This is a genomic window from Streptomyces sp. NPDC046727 (assembly GCF_040645635.1).
Classification (GTDB): Bacteria; Actinomycetota; Actinomycetes; order Streptomycetales; family Streptomycetaceae; genus Streptomyces.
In genome coordinates, this window is the sequence record NZ_JBEYYR010000021.1 from 80838 (window position 1) to 97293 (window position 16456).

Genomic DNA, 16456 nt, shown 5'->3' on the forward strand with positions numbered 1-16456 from the left:
GGTGGGACCGCGTGCGGTCGGTACGGGTGCGGCTCGGGTGGTGCGCCTACGGGGTCAGCCGGTGTACGTGTGCAGGGTCAGGCCGTACCGGTTGAGGATCTCGTTGACCGGCTGGAACCAGGTCTCGCCGCCGCCGGCGCAGTTGCCCCAGCCGCCGGAGGTGACGCCCTGCGCCTGGTCGCCGGTGATGAAGGAGCCGCCGGAGTCGCCGGGCTCGGCGCAGGCGCTCGTCTTCGTCAGCTGGTGCACCGCGCCCTGGCTGTAGTTGACGGTCTCGTTGGTCGCCAGCACCGTCCCGCAGTGCCAGTGCGAGGTCGATCCCGAGCGGCAGACGGAGGAGCCGACGGGCGCCGCGGCCGAGCCGCGCACGAGCTGGTCGGACACGGTGCCCCAGCCCAGCACAACCGGGACCGTCCACCAGCCGCTGCCGACGCTCACCCAGGCGTAGTCGTTGTCCGGGAACGAGGAGCCCTGGAAGGTGCCGATGTAGGAGCCGTCCCAGCCGCTGACGCCGGCACCGGGCTGCCCGCAGTGCCCGGCGGTGACGAAGCCGCCGTACACCGAAAAGCCGATGGAGCAGCGGACGTTGCCGGTGTAGTAGGGGTCGCCGCCGACCGTTCCGGCGGCGAAGGTCCGCGGGGCGGCGGAGACGGTCCTGACGGTGACGGGGCCCGCCTTGCGGGCCTGGGACACGAACCGGCGGACATCGTTGTCAGCACGGTCGTCGCGTACGTCGACGACGACCGTGCTGGCCATCGGGTCGACGTGCCAACTGCTCACCCCCGAGGGGGCGGACAGCCGGTCGATGCGCGCCTTGGCGGTGTCGAGTTGCCGGGCGCTGTGCGCGACCGTACGGACGCCGGCCCCGGCCGCCTCGATCGTCTCGCGTGCGGCTGTCGGGGCCGCCGGCGTGAGCGCCACCGTCAGGCGCCCCTTCGCGGGGTCGAACCAGGAGCCGGCGTAGGCATCGCCGGCCGCGCGGCGCACCTTCGGAGCGAGCGTCGCGGCGGTCCGCTCGGCCGCGATCCGCGCTTCGGCCTGCTTCCGGGTGAGGCCGAGATCGCGCTGCATGGCGGTCACGACTCCGTCGGCGGCGGGCTTGGCGGACACGGCGGTTCCGGACGATCCGGCGTGCCGGGCGGTGGAGCCGGTCGCCGCCGCGGGGATCGTGCCTGCCGCACTCAGTCCGCCGAGGACCAGGAGCGTGGCCAGTGCGGCATGCGTAACTCTTCTGCGTCTCATGGGACTTGCCCTTCGTCGTTCCAGGGGTGGGGTGGAACAGCCGATTTCTGAGAGCGCTCTCATGTGTGGCGGGGCAGAGCCTAGCCGTTACGTCGAGTCAGGTCCATGCCAATGCACTGCTGTGTACGGAACCGTGCGTGCCGCGTGCTCAGGGGGTGACCAGGCGGTCCTGCTCCACCAGAGGCGTGCCGTCGTGCCAGGGCAAGGCCTTGCCGAAGCGGACCAGTTCGCCGTAGAGGGCGGGGTCGACGGGTTCGGCGAGGATCAGGTCGAGTACGGCTCCGGCGGCCCGGGCGGGCGACTGGGCCTGGCTGTAGTCGCTGAACCAGGGGCGGGAGGTCGCGGTGTCGACCATGCCGGGGCACACGGCCGCGATCAGGGTGCCGGTGGCGAGATCGTGTGCGCGGCGTTCGGCGGCGACCGCGCGAACGGCGGCGACCTGCGCCACCTTCGACGGCACGTTCAGCCAGATCGGCCAGCCCGCCTCCCGTGCGGTCCTGTTGTGGACGGCGCCGCGCCAGGACTCGACGGCGTACTCGACCTGGTCGAGGCTCGCGCTGTCGAACAGGTGGTGCAGCCGTGGGTCGAGGTGACCGAGGGTGCCGAGGCTGCTGGCCACGACGATCAGCCGGCCACCCGGGCGCAGGACGGGGCCGAACGAGCGCAGGATGGCGTGCGTGGCGGTGTTGGAGACGTCGATGAACTCGTCGGCACGCTCGGCCTGCGACTCCTCGGGCAGCACGCGGGCGACCGCGTTGGAGACGACGACGTCGACTCCGCCGTACCGGGCCCGGAGGTCCTCGGCGAGCCGGGAGATGGCGTCGGTGTCGGTGACGTCCAGCACCCGGCCCTGGACACGGGCGCGGGTACCGGGCAGCTGTGCGACCTCGCGGGCCGCGTCCGTCACGCGCTGGTGGTCACGGCCGGTGAGCAGGACCAGGTCGTCGGGATCCATACGGGCGGCCAGCCCCTCGACGAGTGCGCGGCCGAGTCCTTGGTTGGCGCCCGTGACGAGGGCGATGCGTGAACTGTTCATGCCCGCAACGCTAGAAACGCTGCGACCATGCGTCCAACGAAAGTTCGGCAAGGCTAGTATGCGCGATCGTCATGGACTTCACTGATGTGTCACTGACCGCGTTGCGCGTCTTCCGCGCCGTGGCCGAGCAGGGAACGTTCACCGCTGCCGCCGCCTCACTGGGCTATACCCAGTCGGCGGTGTCCCGGCAGATCGCCGCCATCGAGCGGGTCGCAGGCGCTGAGTTGCTGGAACGGCGGCGCGACGGAGTACGGCTCACGGCAGCCGGCCGCGTCGTGATGCGCCGCGCCGGCGTCGTGCTCGCCGAGATCGAAGCGACCGCGAGAGAGCTGTCCGGACTCCCGGGGCAGGCCGGGACGGTCCGCCTGGGATGGTTCCCCAGCGCCGGCGCGGTCCTGCTGCCCCGCACCCTGGCCGCACTCCGCCACACAGACCCCGGCCTGCGGGTCGTCGGCCGCGAAGGCAGCACCCCGGCGCTGGTGCGCGCCCTGCGGGCCGGCAGTCTCGACCTGGCCCTGCTCGCGTCGGCACCGCCGTTCCGTCCCCCGGACACCGAGTCACCCCCGCTCGCGCTGCAGACACTCGCCGAACGCGCCCTGTGTCTGGCCGTGCCCGCCACCCATCCGCTGGCTCGCGGCGACTTCGTGGATGTCGCCGACCTGCGCGGGCAGCGCTGGATCGCGGGTTCCTCCTCGGGCGAGGACCGGCTGATGGGCGTATGGCCGGGCCTGGACGAGCGACCCGAGATCGCCCACACGGCCCGCGACTGGCTCGCCAAGCTCCATCTGGTGGCCGCGGGCTGCGGCCTGACCACCGCGCCCGCCACCCTCGCCGCTGCCGCGCCGCCGGGCGTCCGCTTCCTCCCGGTCCGAGGCGGCCCCCAGGAGGTGCGGCGCGTGCTCCTGGCCCGTCTCCCCCACCCGCCGACCGAACAGGTCACCCGCGTGGCAGCCGCCCTCCGCGCGACGGCCCTGGACACCGACTCGGCTGGGGCGCAGGCTCGTGACCGCCCTGAGTGATCTCGTTGTCAGGCCACCCGGGCCGCCCTCCTCAGACCGCGATCGCGTGCCGGTGCAGCAGGTACCTGTTCACCAGCTCGACCTGGTCGTCACTGAGCGCGGAGGCGCAGTGCACCAGGGTCGAGAAGAGTCCTCGGTAGACGTCTGTGCCCAGGATCGTGCCCAGTGTCGGCGCCGTCCACTGTGCGTCTCCCACGGTGTCCAGCCGCTGGGTGTCGGCGACGTGCCCGTTCGTCCAGCACCGCAGGATCCGGCCGCCCGAGGTGCTGAACCGTACCGCCTGCACCACCCAGTCGACGTCGGACGTGTGCGGATAGACGGCCGCGGTGGCCGCGGGGCTGTACTGCTGCCACTGCGACACCCACAGCCGCAGGGTGCCGGTCTCGACGAGCGCGGCGCCCTTGGTGACCAGGAAGACCGTGGCCGTGCCATCGGTTCCGGTGTGGCCGGGGAACTTGTACCAGCCGCCCGTGAAGCGCAACGCGGCCAGGCCGTTGACCGCGCCCGGCTCGAACACCGCCGGTGATCGCATGGCGGTGCCGTGGTTGCCGCCCGGCCCGAGGTCGGTCAGCTGCGGGATCTGATCGCCGTCGGCCGCGAGGCGCGGCCTGCCGTCCGTGCCCGGCACGGTCAGGCCCTCGGCCCGGTAGTAGCCGAGCAGGCCGGGCAGCGTGGGGATCGGGTCGGACGCGACGGCGGGCACCGTCTGGGCGGGCGGCACCACGCCCACGCCGATGCGTGCGGAGGCACCGGGTTCGGCCGTGGTGACGACCAGTTGTGGCCGGGCGGGCGGCAGCCCGGTGTAGACGCCGCTCCACAGCGGTCCGTCGACCGCGACCACCGCCCGCATCGTCGGCGACAGGTAGTTGTTGAACGACCGCTCGATGGTGCACCATCCGGCCCGGCGCAAAGAGGTGGCGATCCCTCCGTTGCGGTCGGCCGCCACGAGGCGTACGGCCACCGCGGTCGGGTCGCCGTTGACGCCCTGGCAGTCGCGGATCGCCAGTTGGGTCGGACCGCCGATGGCGTCGGCGATCGTCGCCCAGAAGTAGCTGTCCTGGACGCCGTCGCCCTCGAAGTCGAACTGCCAGTTGTCGAACTGACCGACCGTTTCGTACAGCCTCACAGGAGACACGCAGTCGCTGGATCCCGCGCAGAAGACGTCCCGCAGAGTGACGTTGCCGAGGTAGGCCTTCACGGCGGAACGGCCGTACCCGCCGAAGCTCAGGCTGCTGCCGTGCAGGATGTGGCGCCAGCTGTAGATGCCCGCGTCGCTGTGGAACTGGAAGTCGCACATGCGCAGATCGACCGGATAGCTGACACCGAAGTTGTAGGAACCCAAGCCCTGTGCGCCGAAGGCCAGGGTGACGTTCTCGACCGCGAAGTAGTAGACCTGGCCCACGGCGATGCCCTGGCCGTACTGGTTGCCGAACCGGCGACCACAGTTGATCGTCAGGTTCGTCACGGAGTGCGTGCCCAACGTGTCCGGGTCGGCCAGGCTGGACGAGACCATCACGCCGAAGCCGTTGCCGCCGTCCTTCGCGGCCCACGGCACCTGGAAGTCCGGTAGGCCGGCACCGCCCAGCCGGACGTCCTCGTTCATCGGCAGCCGGGCGAACTCGCCGGCCGAGGCGTTCAGCCACATCGAGTCGGTGACCGCGGTGCCCGACGTCGTGCGCTGCGGCCGGCCCATCGCATCCGCGTACTGCAAAACGTTCGAGAAGCGCAGAGCGCCGAAGGTCAGGTCGATGTTCGGGTCGACCTCGATCCGCCCGGTCCCCCGCACGCCGTTCGAATTCGGGGTGAGCGTGGCGAGGTTGAACGGCGAGTACCAGTTCGGGACGAACGCGAGCGTGCCGCTGGGCCGCTGAGGGGTCGGCCAGCCCTCGTTGATCCGGTCCAGGTCCGGGGCGACCTGACCGTGGTCGACCCAGGCCGCCACGGCGCCGGTGCCGAGATCGAGCTGCAGCGAGCAGCGCAGCACGGCCTGGTCCGCCTGGATCGGCACCCTGATCTCGCGGCGCAGCCCGTCGTCGGTGCGGAAGCAGAACCGCATGACCGCGCCCGTGGGCAGCACCCTCACCTGCGCGAACCACGGCCCGGGCTCGCCCACGGCGTCGACCAGGCCGAACAACTGCTGGTGGTCCGCCCAGGGCCCGGCGTTGTTCCGCACCACGAAGTCGAGGGTGAACTGCCGCACGCTGTGCCAGTACTTCCCTCCGGACGGACCGAACGCGAACGGCGAGGCGGGGAACGAGACGGTGCAGACCTCGTCGGCCTTGGTGCGGTATCCCCAACGGCCGACCCCGCCCGCGAACGCCGAGTCGTCGAGGATCCCGTGCAGGTCCACCCAGTGATCGCGGCTGAGCGGATGCTGCTTGCTGCCGCGTGGCAGACCGAAGATGAATGCGGGGCTGTAGGACGTCGTCTCCACGACCGAGCGCTCGCGGGACTCGCCGACGACGCGGACGCGAGGGTGGTCGACGATGACCGAGCGGGACAGGACGTAGAAGTTCTCCGCCGCCGGAATGTAGACGGTCCCGCCGCCCAGGAACGGATTGGGATCGAGGGCGTCGACTGCCCGCTGGAACGCCTCCGAACAATCGGTCACGCCGTCGGGTACGGCCCCGAAGTCCTGCACATTGACTCGCACCGGATGGACTTGCGCTTCCACCATGTGACCGAGGTTACACAGAAGGCGCATATCGGCGGGGCCGTTCCGCCGAACCAGAGGTTGTCCCCGAGCCTCTACGCGAGAGCCGCATCGTGCGGGCGTTCACACCCGTCGTGCTGGAGGTGCAGTCGGCGCAGGTCCTGAAGTGCGGCGACGGGAAAGGGGTGCTGGGCCCACTTCGCCCGATAACCGTCCTCACCGTGGAGCCGCAGTACTGATTGAGCAGTCTCCAGTACGGCGTGACCGAGCATGGTCCGGGGTTGCGTGGAACCCCAAACGCGTGTCCCCGCTCGGTCGGGCGCATCGAAGCTCGTGGCCATATCGGGAAAGCGGTGGATCGCCATGTCGACGTCCGTGCCCCTGCTTCGCAGCACCCACCTCACTTCGGCTGGCTCAAGATCGAAGGAGAAGCGCTGGACGGGAATGGGGCCGTAGAGACCGGCCACGCCGTGCAGCAGGTCGGAAAGGGCGTCCGTGCAGTAGCTGACGACGTCCTTCCGCTCCGCAGAGTCGTCTTTGATGCGGCAGATTGCCCAACCGCTTCCGCTCAGTTCCCAGCTGAACTGCAGATCATTCGCCATCCCGCCCCTCCTTGTGACCGTCCTGCGGTGAGGCGCACGGCGTTAGGGCGCGCCCGGCACGGCTTCGCCTGCGCAGACCGTCCGGACGACTACGACCCGCAGGCCGGTGCGGACGCCTGGCGGAGGTCTACGCAGCCCTGGAGTCGCACCTGTAGCAGGGCTCTCCGCGGTGTCCGGCGGACGCTACGCATCCCTCTCGGCCGCGATGCCCCCGCGAACACCTGCATACCCAACAGCATCTCACCCGGCGGGCGAAGTGCTCCCGGAGCGGTACGACGCGACCGCCGCGCGCATCAGGCGTCGAGCGCGCGGCGCCGCGGTCTCGTCGCCGAGGAGCTGGATCTCCTGGTTGGCGGCCATGGCGACCCCCGTCAGGGTGGACACCAGATCGTCGGCGTCGAGGTCCGCCGCGAGGTCGCCGGCCGTCTGTGCGGCCCTGATCTGCTCGCCGAGGAAGTGCCGCCAGCGGGCCACCACGTCATGGAGGTGGGCGCGCAGCTCGCCCGGCTGTCCGTCCAGTTCGCAGGAGGCCGCCGTCACGAAGCAGCCGTTGGGGAACGGGCTGTGGGCCAGGTAGTCGCACCATGCGTCGATCACGGCGTGCAGGCACGGCAGACCCGGACCGGCGGTGCGGCCGGGCTCCACCACCGCCTCCATGAACATGTCCGTTGCCCGCGTCAGGACGGCGAGCTGGAGGTCGGCACGGGAACCGAAGGGGCCGACGACCCCGGCCTTGCTCATGTCGAGCGTCTCCGCGAGTGATCCGATGGTCAGTCCGGACAGTCCCACGCTGGACGCCTCCGTGACCGCGACGTCGACGATGCGGTCACGGGTACGACGGGCCTCCTCGGCGGATTTCCTCATGCACCACACCTTACCGATCGACCGTCTGCCATTTTAGCAGACGGTCGTACGGTACGTGTCCGGGGCAAGGGACTGAGCCGAGAGCTACAGCGCGCGTTCCAGACGGTCCGCCATCAGCTTGACGAACCGGGCCGGCTCCTTCGGCTGGCCGCCCTCGGCGAGCACCGCCAGGCCGTGCAGGAGTTCGGCGGTCTCGGCCAGCTCCGTGTGGTCCTCGCGCTCCTTGTACGCCGCGTTGAGGCCCTTCACCAGCTGGTGACCCGGGTTGAGTTCCAGGATCCGCTTGGCGCTGGGCACCTCCTGGCCCATCGCGCGGTACATGTTCTCCAGCGCCGGGGTCAGGTCGTGCGCGTCGGAGACGACGCAGGCCGGGGAGACGGTGAGGCGCGAGGACAGGCGCACCTCCTTGATGTCCTCGTCCAGCTGCTCCTTCATCCAGCCGAGCAGACCGGCGAACTCCTCGGTCTGCTTCTCCCGCTCACCGTCCGAGGCGTCCTCGTCCTTGGCGTCGAGGTCGATCTGGCCCTTGGCGACGGACAGCAGCTTCTTGCCCTCGTACTCGCCGACGGCGTCGGCCCAGACCTCGTCGACGGCGTCGGTGAGCAGGAGCACCTCGATGCCCCGCTCCCGGAACGCCTCCATGTGCGGGGAGTTCTCGATGCTCTGCCGGGACTCACCGGTCAGGTAGTAGATGTCCTCCTGACCGTCCTTCATCCGCTCCACGTACTGCTTGAGCGTGGTCGGCTCGGAGTCGTCGTGCGTGCTCGCGAACGACGCGACGGCGAGGATGGCGTCGCGGTTCTCCGAGTCGGTGATCAGCCCCTCCTTCAGGACCGTGCCGAACTCCCGCCAGAACGTGGCGTACCGCTCCTGGTCCTTGGCCATCATCTCCTTGACCGTGGACAGGACCTTCTTCGTCAGCCGTCGCCGCATCATCTCGATGTGGCGGTCCTGCTGGAGGATCTCGCGGGACACGTTGAGCGAGAGGTCCGCCGCGTCGACGACGCCTTTGACGAAGCGGAGGTACGGCGGAAGCAGCGCCTCGCAGTCGTCCATGATGAACACGCGCTTGACGTAGAGCTGCACGCCGCGCTTGAAGTCACGCGTGAACAGGTCGTGGGGTGCGTGCGCGGGGAGGAAGAGGAGGGCCTGGTACTCGAAGGTGCCCTCCGCCTGGAGCCGGATCGTCTCCAGCGGGTCGCGCCAGTCGTGGCCGATGTGCTTGTACAGCTCGTGGTACTCGTCGTCGGACACCTCGTCGCGCGGGCGCGCCCACAGCGCCTTCATCGAGTTGAGCGTCTCGGGCTCCGGCGTCTCGTCGGCCGCGTCGGCCGCGGTGGATGCCTCCGGCACCATCCGGATGGGCCAGGTGATGAAGTCCGAGTACCGCTTGATGATCTCCCTGATCTTCCACGGGGAGGCGTAGTCGTGGAGCTGGTTCTCCGGGTCGGCCGGCTTGAGGTGCAGCACGACCGAGGTGCCCTGCGGCGCGTCGTCGACCGTCTCCAGCGTGTACGTGCCCTCACCGCGCGATGTCCAGCGGGTGCCCTGGCTCTCGCCGGCGCGCCGGGTCAGCAGGGTGACCTCGTCCGCCACCATGAAGCCGGAGTAGAACCCGACGCCGAACTGGCCGATGAGCCCTTCCTCGCCGGCCGCGTCCTTGGCCTCCCGCAGCTCCTGAAGGAACTTCGCGGTGCCCGAGTTCGCGATCGTGCCGATGAGCTGCCCGACCTCGTCGTACGACATCCCGATGCCGTTGTCCCGAACGGTGAGGGTCCGGGCGTCCTTGTCGATGTCGATCTCGATGTGCAGGTCGGACACCTCGGCGTCGAGCGAGTCGTCCCACAGCTTCTCCAGGCGCAGCTTGTCCAGCGCGTCGGAGGCGTTGGAGACGAGTTCCCGTAGGAAGACATCCTTGTTCGAGTAGACCGAGTGGATCATCAGCTGCAACAGCTGACGGGCCTCTACCTGAAACTCAAACGTCTCAGTCGACATGTTCGCGAATACCTCATAGGTCCTATCGCCGGAACTGGTGCCAGCCACTGTAAAACACCACGTCAGGGCAGTGGCCGGAATCCGGGGTCGGTGGCTGGATCCGCACGGTGTCCCGGGCGTTTGTGGCGGTGAGCGACGACCGTCCAGGCCGTAGTGGGGTACGACAACGGCTCGCCCCCGGCTCGCGCACTCCCGCCCCAAGGAGCACGATAATCACAGGGGGCACTCGGCACCGCGGACCGTACCCGGGGCCCGCGGGCGGCACGAGGAGGCCATCATGACCCGCGCCGGTACGGCCCGGTCCCAGATGCCCGACACGATCAAGCCTGGCGGCGTCGAGTCGGAGAACCATCCCTGGAGGATCCGGCTGGTCGAACACCCGAAGCGCTTCGAGTCGTCGTTCTTCAAGGCCGCGAAACGCACGGCGCACAGGATTCTCGACCAGATGGACGACGCGGACCTGCCGTACGGGCCCCGGCCGGTCGAGCCGGATCACTGGGAGATGCACCACGGGGGCAGCCTGTGGGTGATGACGCGGGGCGGCTGGCGGATGTACCGGGCCCGCGTGGGCATCGAGTGGAGCATGCAGTTCTGCGCCGAGCCGTCGAGGGTCGACCGGCTGCGCCAGGACGCGGCCGAACTCGTGGCGGGCTTCCCGGAGACACTGCCCGCCCTGGCGGAACTCGGCTACGAGGAGGCCGAGGAACTGCTGCGCACCCCGATCGAGGACGCCGACGGCGTCGAGGCGTGGACCGACTCGCTCTTCAACGCGTGTGTGCCGATGAGCCATGGGAACCACCAGGGGATCCTGCCGAAGGTGCCCGGTGAGCACCACTATCCGTGGCCGGTGAAGGGCGCGGACTTCTTCCGGTACGACGACTTCCAGCTGTGGGTGACGCTGCCCGACGGGACGCACGGGGCCGTGACGCCCGTCGATCGGCGGGGGTCCGGTGACGGGCACGTGCGTCTGGTGCTCGCCTCGGAGGGCAGCCAGGCCGCGGACACGCTGGCCGAGGCGCAGGAACAGGGGCTGATGGCGGTCCTGCCGCCGAACAGCTCGCCCGCGCTCCAGGCGTTCGCCGGGCAGATCGAGCCAGGGCAGCGCTCCGCGTCCGGACCATTGTCAGCACATCGCGCGCCCGGTGACGGCCATGGTTCCGGGGGCGGTTGAGGGGTTCCCATGCCACGAAGGATCGTCGTCTGCCTCGACGGGACGAGCAACCAGGTGGGCGCTCGGTATCCGACCAACGTCGTCCGGCTGTTCGAGATGCTGGAGGCCGACGACCCCGCACGCCAGCTCCTGTACTACGACCCCGGCGTCGGCACCATGTCGTCGGCCACGGTGCACGGTCCGGTCGGCCGCAAGCTGTCCCGCCTCTCCGGCCTCGCCTTCGGCACCGGGCTGAAGGCCAACCTCGCCGAGGCGTACACCTACCTGATGCAGCACTGGGAGCCGGGCGACCTCGTGTACGTCTTCGGCTTCAGCCGTGGCGCCTACACCGCCCGCGCGCTGGTCGGAATGCTCAACAAGCCGGGGCTGATGCGGCCCGGCTCGGAGAACCTCGTTCCCTACGCGGTGGCCAAGTACGCCTTCAATCACGACATCGACAGAAGTGAGCGGGAAGTGGCGCGCTTCTCGCACGCGTTCTGCCGGCGGACCGAGCACGAGCCGCTGTGGGCGGATGTCAAACGCAACGATCCGCGGCAGGTCTCCCACCACGCGCTGCCCATCGCCTATCTCGGCGTCTGGGACACGGTCAAGGCCGCCGGCATCCTGCGCCTGGGCACGCTGCACTGGCCGTACACGCACCAGCTCCCCAACGCGGCGCGCATCCGGCACGCCGTCTCCCTCGACGAGATGCGGCGCCCGTACCGCGAGTTCCTGGTGACACGCCGCCCGGAGCCGCTCAGCGAGACGGCGCAGGAAATGTGGTTCGCCGGCGTGCACTCCGATATCGGCGGCACCTTTCCGCACGCTCAGGGCGCCCCGCTGCTCTCGACCATCACGCTCAAGTGGATCACCGATGGCGTCGCCCAGGACCTGCTGTTCCGCCCCGGCGCGTACGCGGAGGCGTGCGCGGTGACCGAGGACTTCGCGGACGCCGCCATCCACCCCAACGGCCCGCTGTGGATCCTGGTCGGCCGGCGCTCGCGCCGCATACCCTCGGACGCCGTACTGCACACCAGCGTCCGGCTCCGCCGTGAGCGCGACCCCCATTACGGCCGGAACCTTCCCGACCCCGCCGAATCGGCCCGCTGGGCCGACCCGGACTGGACCAAGCCCGCGCCGCCGAGGAGCGGCTGACAGGCCACGGGGACCGAACCGCGGCGGTCCGGAGCGCGGCCTGCCCGCCGCAGAGGCCGGGACGCGTCCTGTACCATCGTGTCCGTACGTGCTGATGAGGAGCAGAGAGATCAGAGAGATCAGGGAGGTGAGGTTGATGACCGCGCTCAAGGCCACCGTGTGCAGCGTCCGGGTCTCCCTCACGTCCCGGGCCGTGGCCTGACCTCATCCTCGTCCGTCCTCGCTGAGAGCGTGAGCTCGCGGGACTCGCACGAACACACCTCTGAACGGATCTTCATCCATCATGCGCAACTGGATCACGCGCGCTGAGACCAGCGCCGACATCCCGGCCATCCGCGACATCGACCTCGCCGCGTTCGAGACCTCCCTGGAGGCCGACCTCGTCGACGCGCTGCGCGCCGACTCCTCCTGGATCGAGGGCCTGTCCCTCGTCTCCACGGACGACGGAGGAACTCCCGTCGGCCATGCCCTGCTGACCCGCTGCCACATCGCCGACACCCCGGCGCTGTGCCTGGCTCCGGTCGCCGTACTGCCCGAGCACCAGCGCACCGGCGCCGGATCCGCGGCCGTCCGCGCCGCCCTGGCGGCGGCCGAGGACATGGGTGAGCGCTACGTCGTCGTGCTGGGGCACCCGCCGTACTACCCCCGGTTCGGCTTCACGCGGGCATCCGCCCACGGCATCGGCCTGACCATCGACGTCCCGGACGAGGCCCTGATGGCCCTCACCCTCGACGCCGGTCACCCGCTGCCCAGCGGGACCGTCCGCTACGCGGCGCCGTTCGGCATCTGACCCACCGCCGGGCGGCGGCGCCCTTCGGCGCCCCGCCCGGCCTTCGCAGCATCCGTCACTTCGCGGCGTCGCGCTCTCGGCGAACCCCATGCCGGATCCTCCAGCCGACGCGCGCGCTCCCGCAACGACAACCTCCGCCCCGCGGGTTCCTCGGGCAGCTGATCCTGAAGGTGCGGCGCACCACGTCCCAACCGGCGTCGCTTGGGCATCTGTTCGCGTTCCACGCGCTGCACAACGACTGAACCGCGCTCAGGAACCGGAGCCGATCCCGGAGCCGATCAGTGGCCAGGGGTCGGTCAGTTCGGGTTGTCCCCGTGTGTGAGGGTCTCCCACGCCACGAAGAGGTTGTTGCTGCCCGCCGGACGGTTCTGTCCGGTCAGGGTCTGGGTGTTGGTCATGGCGATGCCCAGCCGGTTGTGCAGGGCGTTGTAGCCGACCTCGGTGATCGGGCCCAGCCCCCGCTTGACGGTCCCGCCGCACAGCCAGCTCGGGACGGCGGTGCCCAGTTCGTACTTGGCCTGGAAGCCGAGCGCCTGCCGCAGCCGTTCGCCGACGTCGGTGCCGTACAGGTCCTGGCCCTGGATCCGGCTGGTCTCGGCGACGTGCGAGATCGCGGAGATGCCGTATCCGGTGTGCGTGAAGTCGCGGCAGGTCTCCTGGGTGAGTCCGGTGACGAAGGTGGACTGGCCCTGCCAGTAGGAGACGATCTTGTCGCGGGTGTTCAGGTTCTGGCTCGGTACGGTCTTCGGCAGGTCGCCGTCGGACGCGAGGTACACATAGGCGGCGGTGCGGGTGCGGAACTTGGCCATGGCGGTGTCGTACGACGCCTTGTCCTCAAGGAAGACGGAGATGCCGACGGCCGCCTCCATCATCGACAGCTCCCAGTTGCCGTTGGAGTTCGAGCCGTTGATGATCTCGGGCAGATAGACGGTGCGGAGCATGGTCGCGAACCGGCCGGAGTTGGCCCACGTACCGGTGTACGTGTACTTGATGATCTCGGCGGCCTTCGGCCAGGAGGAGCCGGCCCAGCCGGTCTGCAGCGGGGCGTTGCTGTTGGTGTGGTCCTTCAGCACCGCGGACCAGGCGTCCATCAGCTCGATCGCCTTCTTGGCGTAGCGCTCGTCGCGGGTGATGTACCAGGCGAGCGCGTCGGTGTAGGCCGCGATCGCGTCCTCACGTTCGTCCGTGCAGCCGTAGTTGGGGTTGGAGTACGAACCGCACTCCACGACGGCGCGGGGCAGGGGTGTGCGGCTGAGGCTCGCGTACTTGCTCGCCATCATCTGGTCGTACGCGCCCTTCCAGGGCTGAGCACCGGCGAGAACCTTGCCGCGGGCGAAGTCGAGCTGGGCCCGGGAGACGGTGACGCCGGGGTGCGCGAACGTGGTGGGAGCGGCCTCTGCCCGCGGAGTGCCCGGCCAGGAGAGGAGCCCGGTGGCGAGCAGGGTGCCCGCCGCCGCGAGGGCGAGAGCGGAACGCGGGGACTTACGGCGGCGCCGAGCGGGGGTGTCCTTGTCCTGCATCTGAACCGTCCTCGTATGTGAACGCTATGCGGCTTCTTGAACGTTCGGGATGACGAGGACCATAGGTACGGACCATGGGGCCGTCAAGTGGGGACGACTGAAGGCGCGTTCGCGGGACGGCGGGCCGAGTTCCGGTGCGGCACTCCCCCATCACCGACATCAACAGTCGAACGCAGTGCGCCATGCATCTGCACCGGCACGCTGACCTGAATTCAAGGTCGCGTGTCGGCCAACTCCCCTGACAGGGCGCCTCGTTCGGGTCTTGACGGTACTGGTTCAGACCACTTACTTTCCCGGTGCCGGGTGAGGCCTCCACACGCAGCGCTCGGCTCGGTGAGGCCTTCCCCGTCCTTCATCGACCGCGAAAGGCTGTGATCTCCTCCCGTGGCCGCACGACCCCCCACTCCCTCAGCTCTGCTCCGTACCGCACTCGGCGCCGCCGTCGCCGTTTCGGCCGGTCTGCTGGCAGCGGCGCCCGCTCAGGCGGCGACCGGCACCATCACCGGTCTCGCCGGCAAGTGCCTCGACGTCGCCGGGGCCGCCTCCGCCGACGGCACGGCCGTCCAGCTCTACGACTGCAACGGCACGTCCGCCCAGCAGTGGACGGTCGGCGGCGACGGCACCGTCCGCGCCCTCGGCAAGTGCCTGGACGCCACCGGAAATTCGACCGCCGACGGCGCGAAGGTACAGCTGTGGACCTGCACCGGCGGCGCCAACCAGAAGTGGACCGTCACCGCCGCCCACGACATCGTCAACCCGCAGGCCGACAAGTGCCTGGACGTCACCGGGAACTCCCCCGCCAACGGCACCCGCGCCCAGATCTGGAGCTGCACCGGGGCCGCCAACCAGAAGTGGAACGCCCCCGCCACGCAGGCCGGCGAGCAGTGCTGGGCCACGCACTACGGACCCCAGCCGCCCGGTGCCCTGACGGCCAGCGGTGAGGTCTTCGACAACAACGCCGACACTGCGGCGACCTCGCTCACCCGGCAGCCGCAACTGCCCTTCGGGACCCGGGTACAGGTGACCAACGTTGTCAACGGCCGGTCGCTGGTGGTCCGCGTCAACGACCGGGGCACGTTCGCGCAGACTCCGCAGGAGCCCAAGTGCCTCGATCTGACCGACGGCGCTTTCGGCCGGCTCGGCGGCAGCCTGAACCCCGACGACGGACACATCGTCGTCACGCAGACCGTCCTCAACTGACGCCTTCCACACCGATCCGCCCCGTGAATTGGAGCCGGTTCTTCATGGCCAACCCGTACTTCAGACGGATCGCACTCCGACGCCGCCCGCACCTCGGCCGGATCCTCGCCGCCGTCATCGCCGCGTCCTTCGCCGTGCTGTGCATCGTCACACCGGCGCAGGCAGCCACCGGACAGATCACCGGCCTCGCCGGCAAGTGTGCCGACGTGGCAGGCGCCAACAGCGCCAACGGCACCGCCGTACAGCTCTACGACTGCAACGGCACCGGTGCCCAGCAGTGGTCCAACCCGGGCGACGGCACCCTGCGGGCGCTCGGCAAGTGCCTGGACGTCGTCGACGCGGGCACGGCCGACGGTGCCGCCGTGCAGCTGTGGGACTGCTCCGGCGGGGCGAACCAGCAGTGGGTGGTCACCGCCGCTCACGACATCGTCAACCCGGCCGCGAACAAGTGCCTGGACGTGCGCGACAACAACTCCGCCAACGGCACGCGGCTGCAGATCTGGAGCTGCTCCGGCGGAGCGAACCAGAAGTGGAACGCGCCGGCGAGCGGCGGCGGCAGCACACCGTCCGGGTTCGTCGTCTCGGAGGCCCAGTTCAACCAGATGTTCCCGAACCGGAACTCCTTCTACACCTACAGCGGCCTGACCGCCGCCCTCGGCGCCTACCCCGCCTTCGCGAACTCCGGCAGCGACACCGTGAAGAAGCAGGAGGCCGCCGCCTTCCTCGCCAACGTCAGCCACGAGACCGGCGGGCTCGTCCACGTGGTCGAGCAGAACACCGCCAACTACCCGCACTACTGCGACTGGAGCCAGTCGTACGGCTGCCCGGCGGGCCAGGCCGCCTACTACGGGCGCGGACCCATCCAGCTCTCCTGGAACTTCAACTACAAGGCCGCCGGCGACGCGCTCGGCATCGACCTGCTCCACAACCCCGACCTGGTGCAGAACAACGCGTCCGTCGCCTGGAAGACCGGCCTGTGGTACTGGAACACTCAGTCCGGGCCCGGCACCATGACCCCGCACAACGCCATGGTCAACGGCGCCGGCTTCGGCCAGACCATCCGCTCCATCAACGGCTCCCTGGAGTGCGACGGCAAGAACCCCGCGCAGGTCCAGAGCCGCGTCGACGCCTACCAGCGCTTCACCCAGATCCTCGGGGTCAGCCCCGGCAGCAACCTGTACTGCTGACCTCCTCTCCCAGCGCGCCCCTTCCCCGCACGGCGCACGGTGG

13 protein-coding genes are annotated in these 16456 nt (G+C 69.9%); 6 read left to right on the forward strand and 7 right to left on the reverse strand.

Translation table 11 applies throughout. The annotated features are described in order from the left end of the window. Positions 1-54: 54 nt before the first annotated feature. Positions 55-1242, reverse strand: a complete 1188-nt coding sequence (locus ABZ937_RS24885) for a S1 family peptidase (protein WP_361695393.1) — start codon at positions 1240-1242, stop codon at positions 55-57. A 148-nt stretch (positions 1243-1390) separates the two neighbouring features. Continuing rightward, positions 1391-2278, reverse strand: a complete 888-nt coding sequence (locus ABZ937_RS24890; RefSeq protein ID WP_361695395.1) for an SDR family NAD(P)-dependent oxidoreductase — start codon at positions 2276-2278, stop codon at positions 1391-1393. A gap of 71 nt (positions 2279-2349) precedes the next feature. Between ABZ937_RS24890 and ABZ937_RS24895 the strand changes: the two genes are divergently transcribed. After that, entirely contained in the window at positions 2350-3297 is a 948-nt protein-coding gene (locus ABZ937_RS24895; RefSeq protein WP_361695397.1) for a LysR family transcriptional regulator, read from the forward strand. A gap of 31 nt (positions 3298-3328) precedes the next feature. On the opposite strand, the gene ABZ937_RS24900 is transcribed toward ABZ937_RS24895, so the two are convergent. The 4 genes from ABZ937_RS24900 to htpG form a co-directional block, all read right to left on the reverse strand. Further along, positions 3329-5974: a glycosyl hydrolase family 28-related protein gene (locus ABZ937_RS24900; RefSeq protein WP_361695399.1), complete on the reverse strand. Its 2646-nt coding sequence runs from the start codon at positions 5972-5974 to the stop codon at positions 3329-3331. A 71-nt stretch (positions 5975-6045) separates the two neighbouring features. Further along, positions 6046-6552 carry a hypothetical protein gene (locus tag ABZ937_RS24905; RefSeq protein ID WP_361695401.1) on the reverse strand — a complete coding sequence of 169 codons (507 nt, stop codon included), beginning with the start codon at positions 6550-6552 and terminating at the stop codon, positions 6046-6048. A 240-nt stretch (positions 6553-6792) separates the two neighbouring features. Beyond that, the gene (locus ABZ937_RS24910; RefSeq protein ID WP_361695403.1) at positions 6793-7416 is read right to left on the reverse strand and encodes a TetR family transcriptional regulator C-terminal domain-containing protein; all 624 of its coding nucleotides are present in this window, start codon (positions 7414-7416) and stop codon (positions 6793-6795) included. 84 nt (positions 7417-7500) lie between these two features. After that, positions 7501-9411 (reverse strand): molecular chaperone HtpG, encoded by a 1911-nt coding sequence (gene htpG, locus ABZ937_RS24915; protein WP_361695405.1) that lies wholly within the window; start codon positions 9409-9411, stop codon positions 7501-7503. A 277-nt stretch (positions 9412-9688) separates the two neighbouring features. On the opposite strand from htpG, the gene ABZ937_RS24920 reads away from it, so the two are divergent. From ABZ937_RS24920 to ABZ937_RS24930, 3 genes are all read left to right on the forward strand, one after another. Then, complete coding sequence (locus tag ABZ937_RS24920) at positions 9689-10582, forward strand: DUF6424 family protein (RefSeq protein WP_361695407.1); 894 nt, start codon at positions 9689-9691, stop codon at positions 10580-10582. 9 nt (positions 10583-10591) lie between these two features. Continuing rightward, the gene (locus ABZ937_RS24925) at positions 10592-11716 is read left to right on the forward strand and encodes a DUF2235 domain-containing protein (RefSeq protein ID WP_361695409.1); all 1125 of its coding nucleotides are present in this window, start codon (positions 10592-10594) and stop codon (positions 11714-11716) included. 283 nt (positions 11717-11999) lie between these two features. Then, positions 12000-12506, forward strand: a complete 507-nt coding sequence (locus tag ABZ937_RS24930) for an N-acetyltransferase (protein ID WP_361695411.1) — start codon at positions 12000-12002, stop codon at positions 12504-12506. A 296-nt stretch (positions 12507-12802) separates the two neighbouring features. On the opposite strand, the gene ABZ937_RS24935 is transcribed toward ABZ937_RS24930, so the two are convergent. Further along, a complete protein-coding gene (locus ABZ937_RS24935) occupies positions 12803-14026 on the reverse strand; it encodes an alginate lyase family protein (protein WP_361695413.1) in 1224 nt (407 codons plus the stop codon). Positions 14027-14440: 414 nt separating this feature from the next. Here ABZ937_RS24935 and ABZ937_RS24940 point away from each other — a divergent pair, with 414 nt between their 5' ends. Then, complete coding sequence (locus ABZ937_RS24940) at positions 14441-15226, forward strand: lectin (RefSeq protein ID WP_361695506.1); 786 nt, start codon at positions 14441-14443, stop codon at positions 15224-15226. 44 nt (positions 15227-15270) lie between these two features. Continuing rightward, the gene (locus ABZ937_RS24945; RefSeq protein ID WP_361695415.1) at positions 15271-16413 is read left to right on the forward strand and encodes a glycoside hydrolase family 19 protein; all 1143 of its coding nucleotides are present in this window, start codon (positions 15271-15273) and stop codon (positions 16411-16413) included. The last annotated feature ends 43 nt before the right edge of the window (positions 16414-16456 follow it).

Bases quoted from the DNA above. Each gene is read 5' to 3' on its own strand.
- ABZ937_RS24885 (WP_361695393.1), bottom strand. From the start codon at position 1,242: ATGAGACGCAGAAGAGTTACGCATGCCGCACTGGCCACGCTCCTGGTC.
- ABZ937_RS24890 (WP_361695395.1), bottom strand. From the start codon at position 2,278: ATGAACAGTTCACGCATCGCCCTCGTCACGGGCGCCAACCAAGGACTC.
- ABZ937_RS24895 (WP_361695397.1), top strand. From the start codon at position 2,350: ATGGACTTCACTGATGTGTCACTGACCGCGTTGCGCGTCTTCCGCGCC.
- ABZ937_RS24900 (WP_361695399.1), bottom strand. From the start codon at position 5,974: ATGGTGGAAGCGCAAGTCCATCCGGTGCGAGTCAATGTGCAGGACTTC.
- ABZ937_RS24905 (WP_361695401.1), bottom strand. From the start codon at position 6,552: ATGGCGAATGATCTGCAGTTCAGCTGGGAACTGAGCGGAAGCGGTTGG.
- ABZ937_RS24910 (WP_361695403.1), bottom strand. From the start codon at position 7,416: ATGAGGAAATCCGCCGAGGAGGCCCGTCGTACCCGTGACCGCATCGTC.
- htpG (WP_361695405.1), bottom strand. From the start codon at position 9,411: ATGTCGACTGAGACGTTTGAGTTTCAGGTAGAGGCCCGTCAGCTGTTG.
- ABZ937_RS24920 (WP_361695407.1), top strand. From the start codon at position 9,689: ATGACCCGCGCCGGTACGGCCCGGTCCCAGATGCCCGACACGATCAAG.
- ABZ937_RS24925 (WP_361695409.1), top strand. From the start codon at position 10,592: ATGCCACGAAGGATCGTCGTCTGCCTCGACGGGACGAGCAACCAGGTG.
- ABZ937_RS24930 (WP_361695411.1), top strand. From the start codon at position 12,000: ATGCGCAACTGGATCACGCGCGCTGAGACCAGCGCCGACATCCCGGCC.
- ABZ937_RS24935 (WP_361695413.1), bottom strand. From the start codon at position 14,026: ATGCAGGACAAGGACACCCCCGCTCGGCGCCGCCGTAAGTCCCCGCGT.
- ABZ937_RS24945 (WP_361695415.1), top strand. From the start codon at position 15,271: ATGGCCAACCCGTACTTCAGACGGATCGCACTCCGACGCCGCCCGCAC.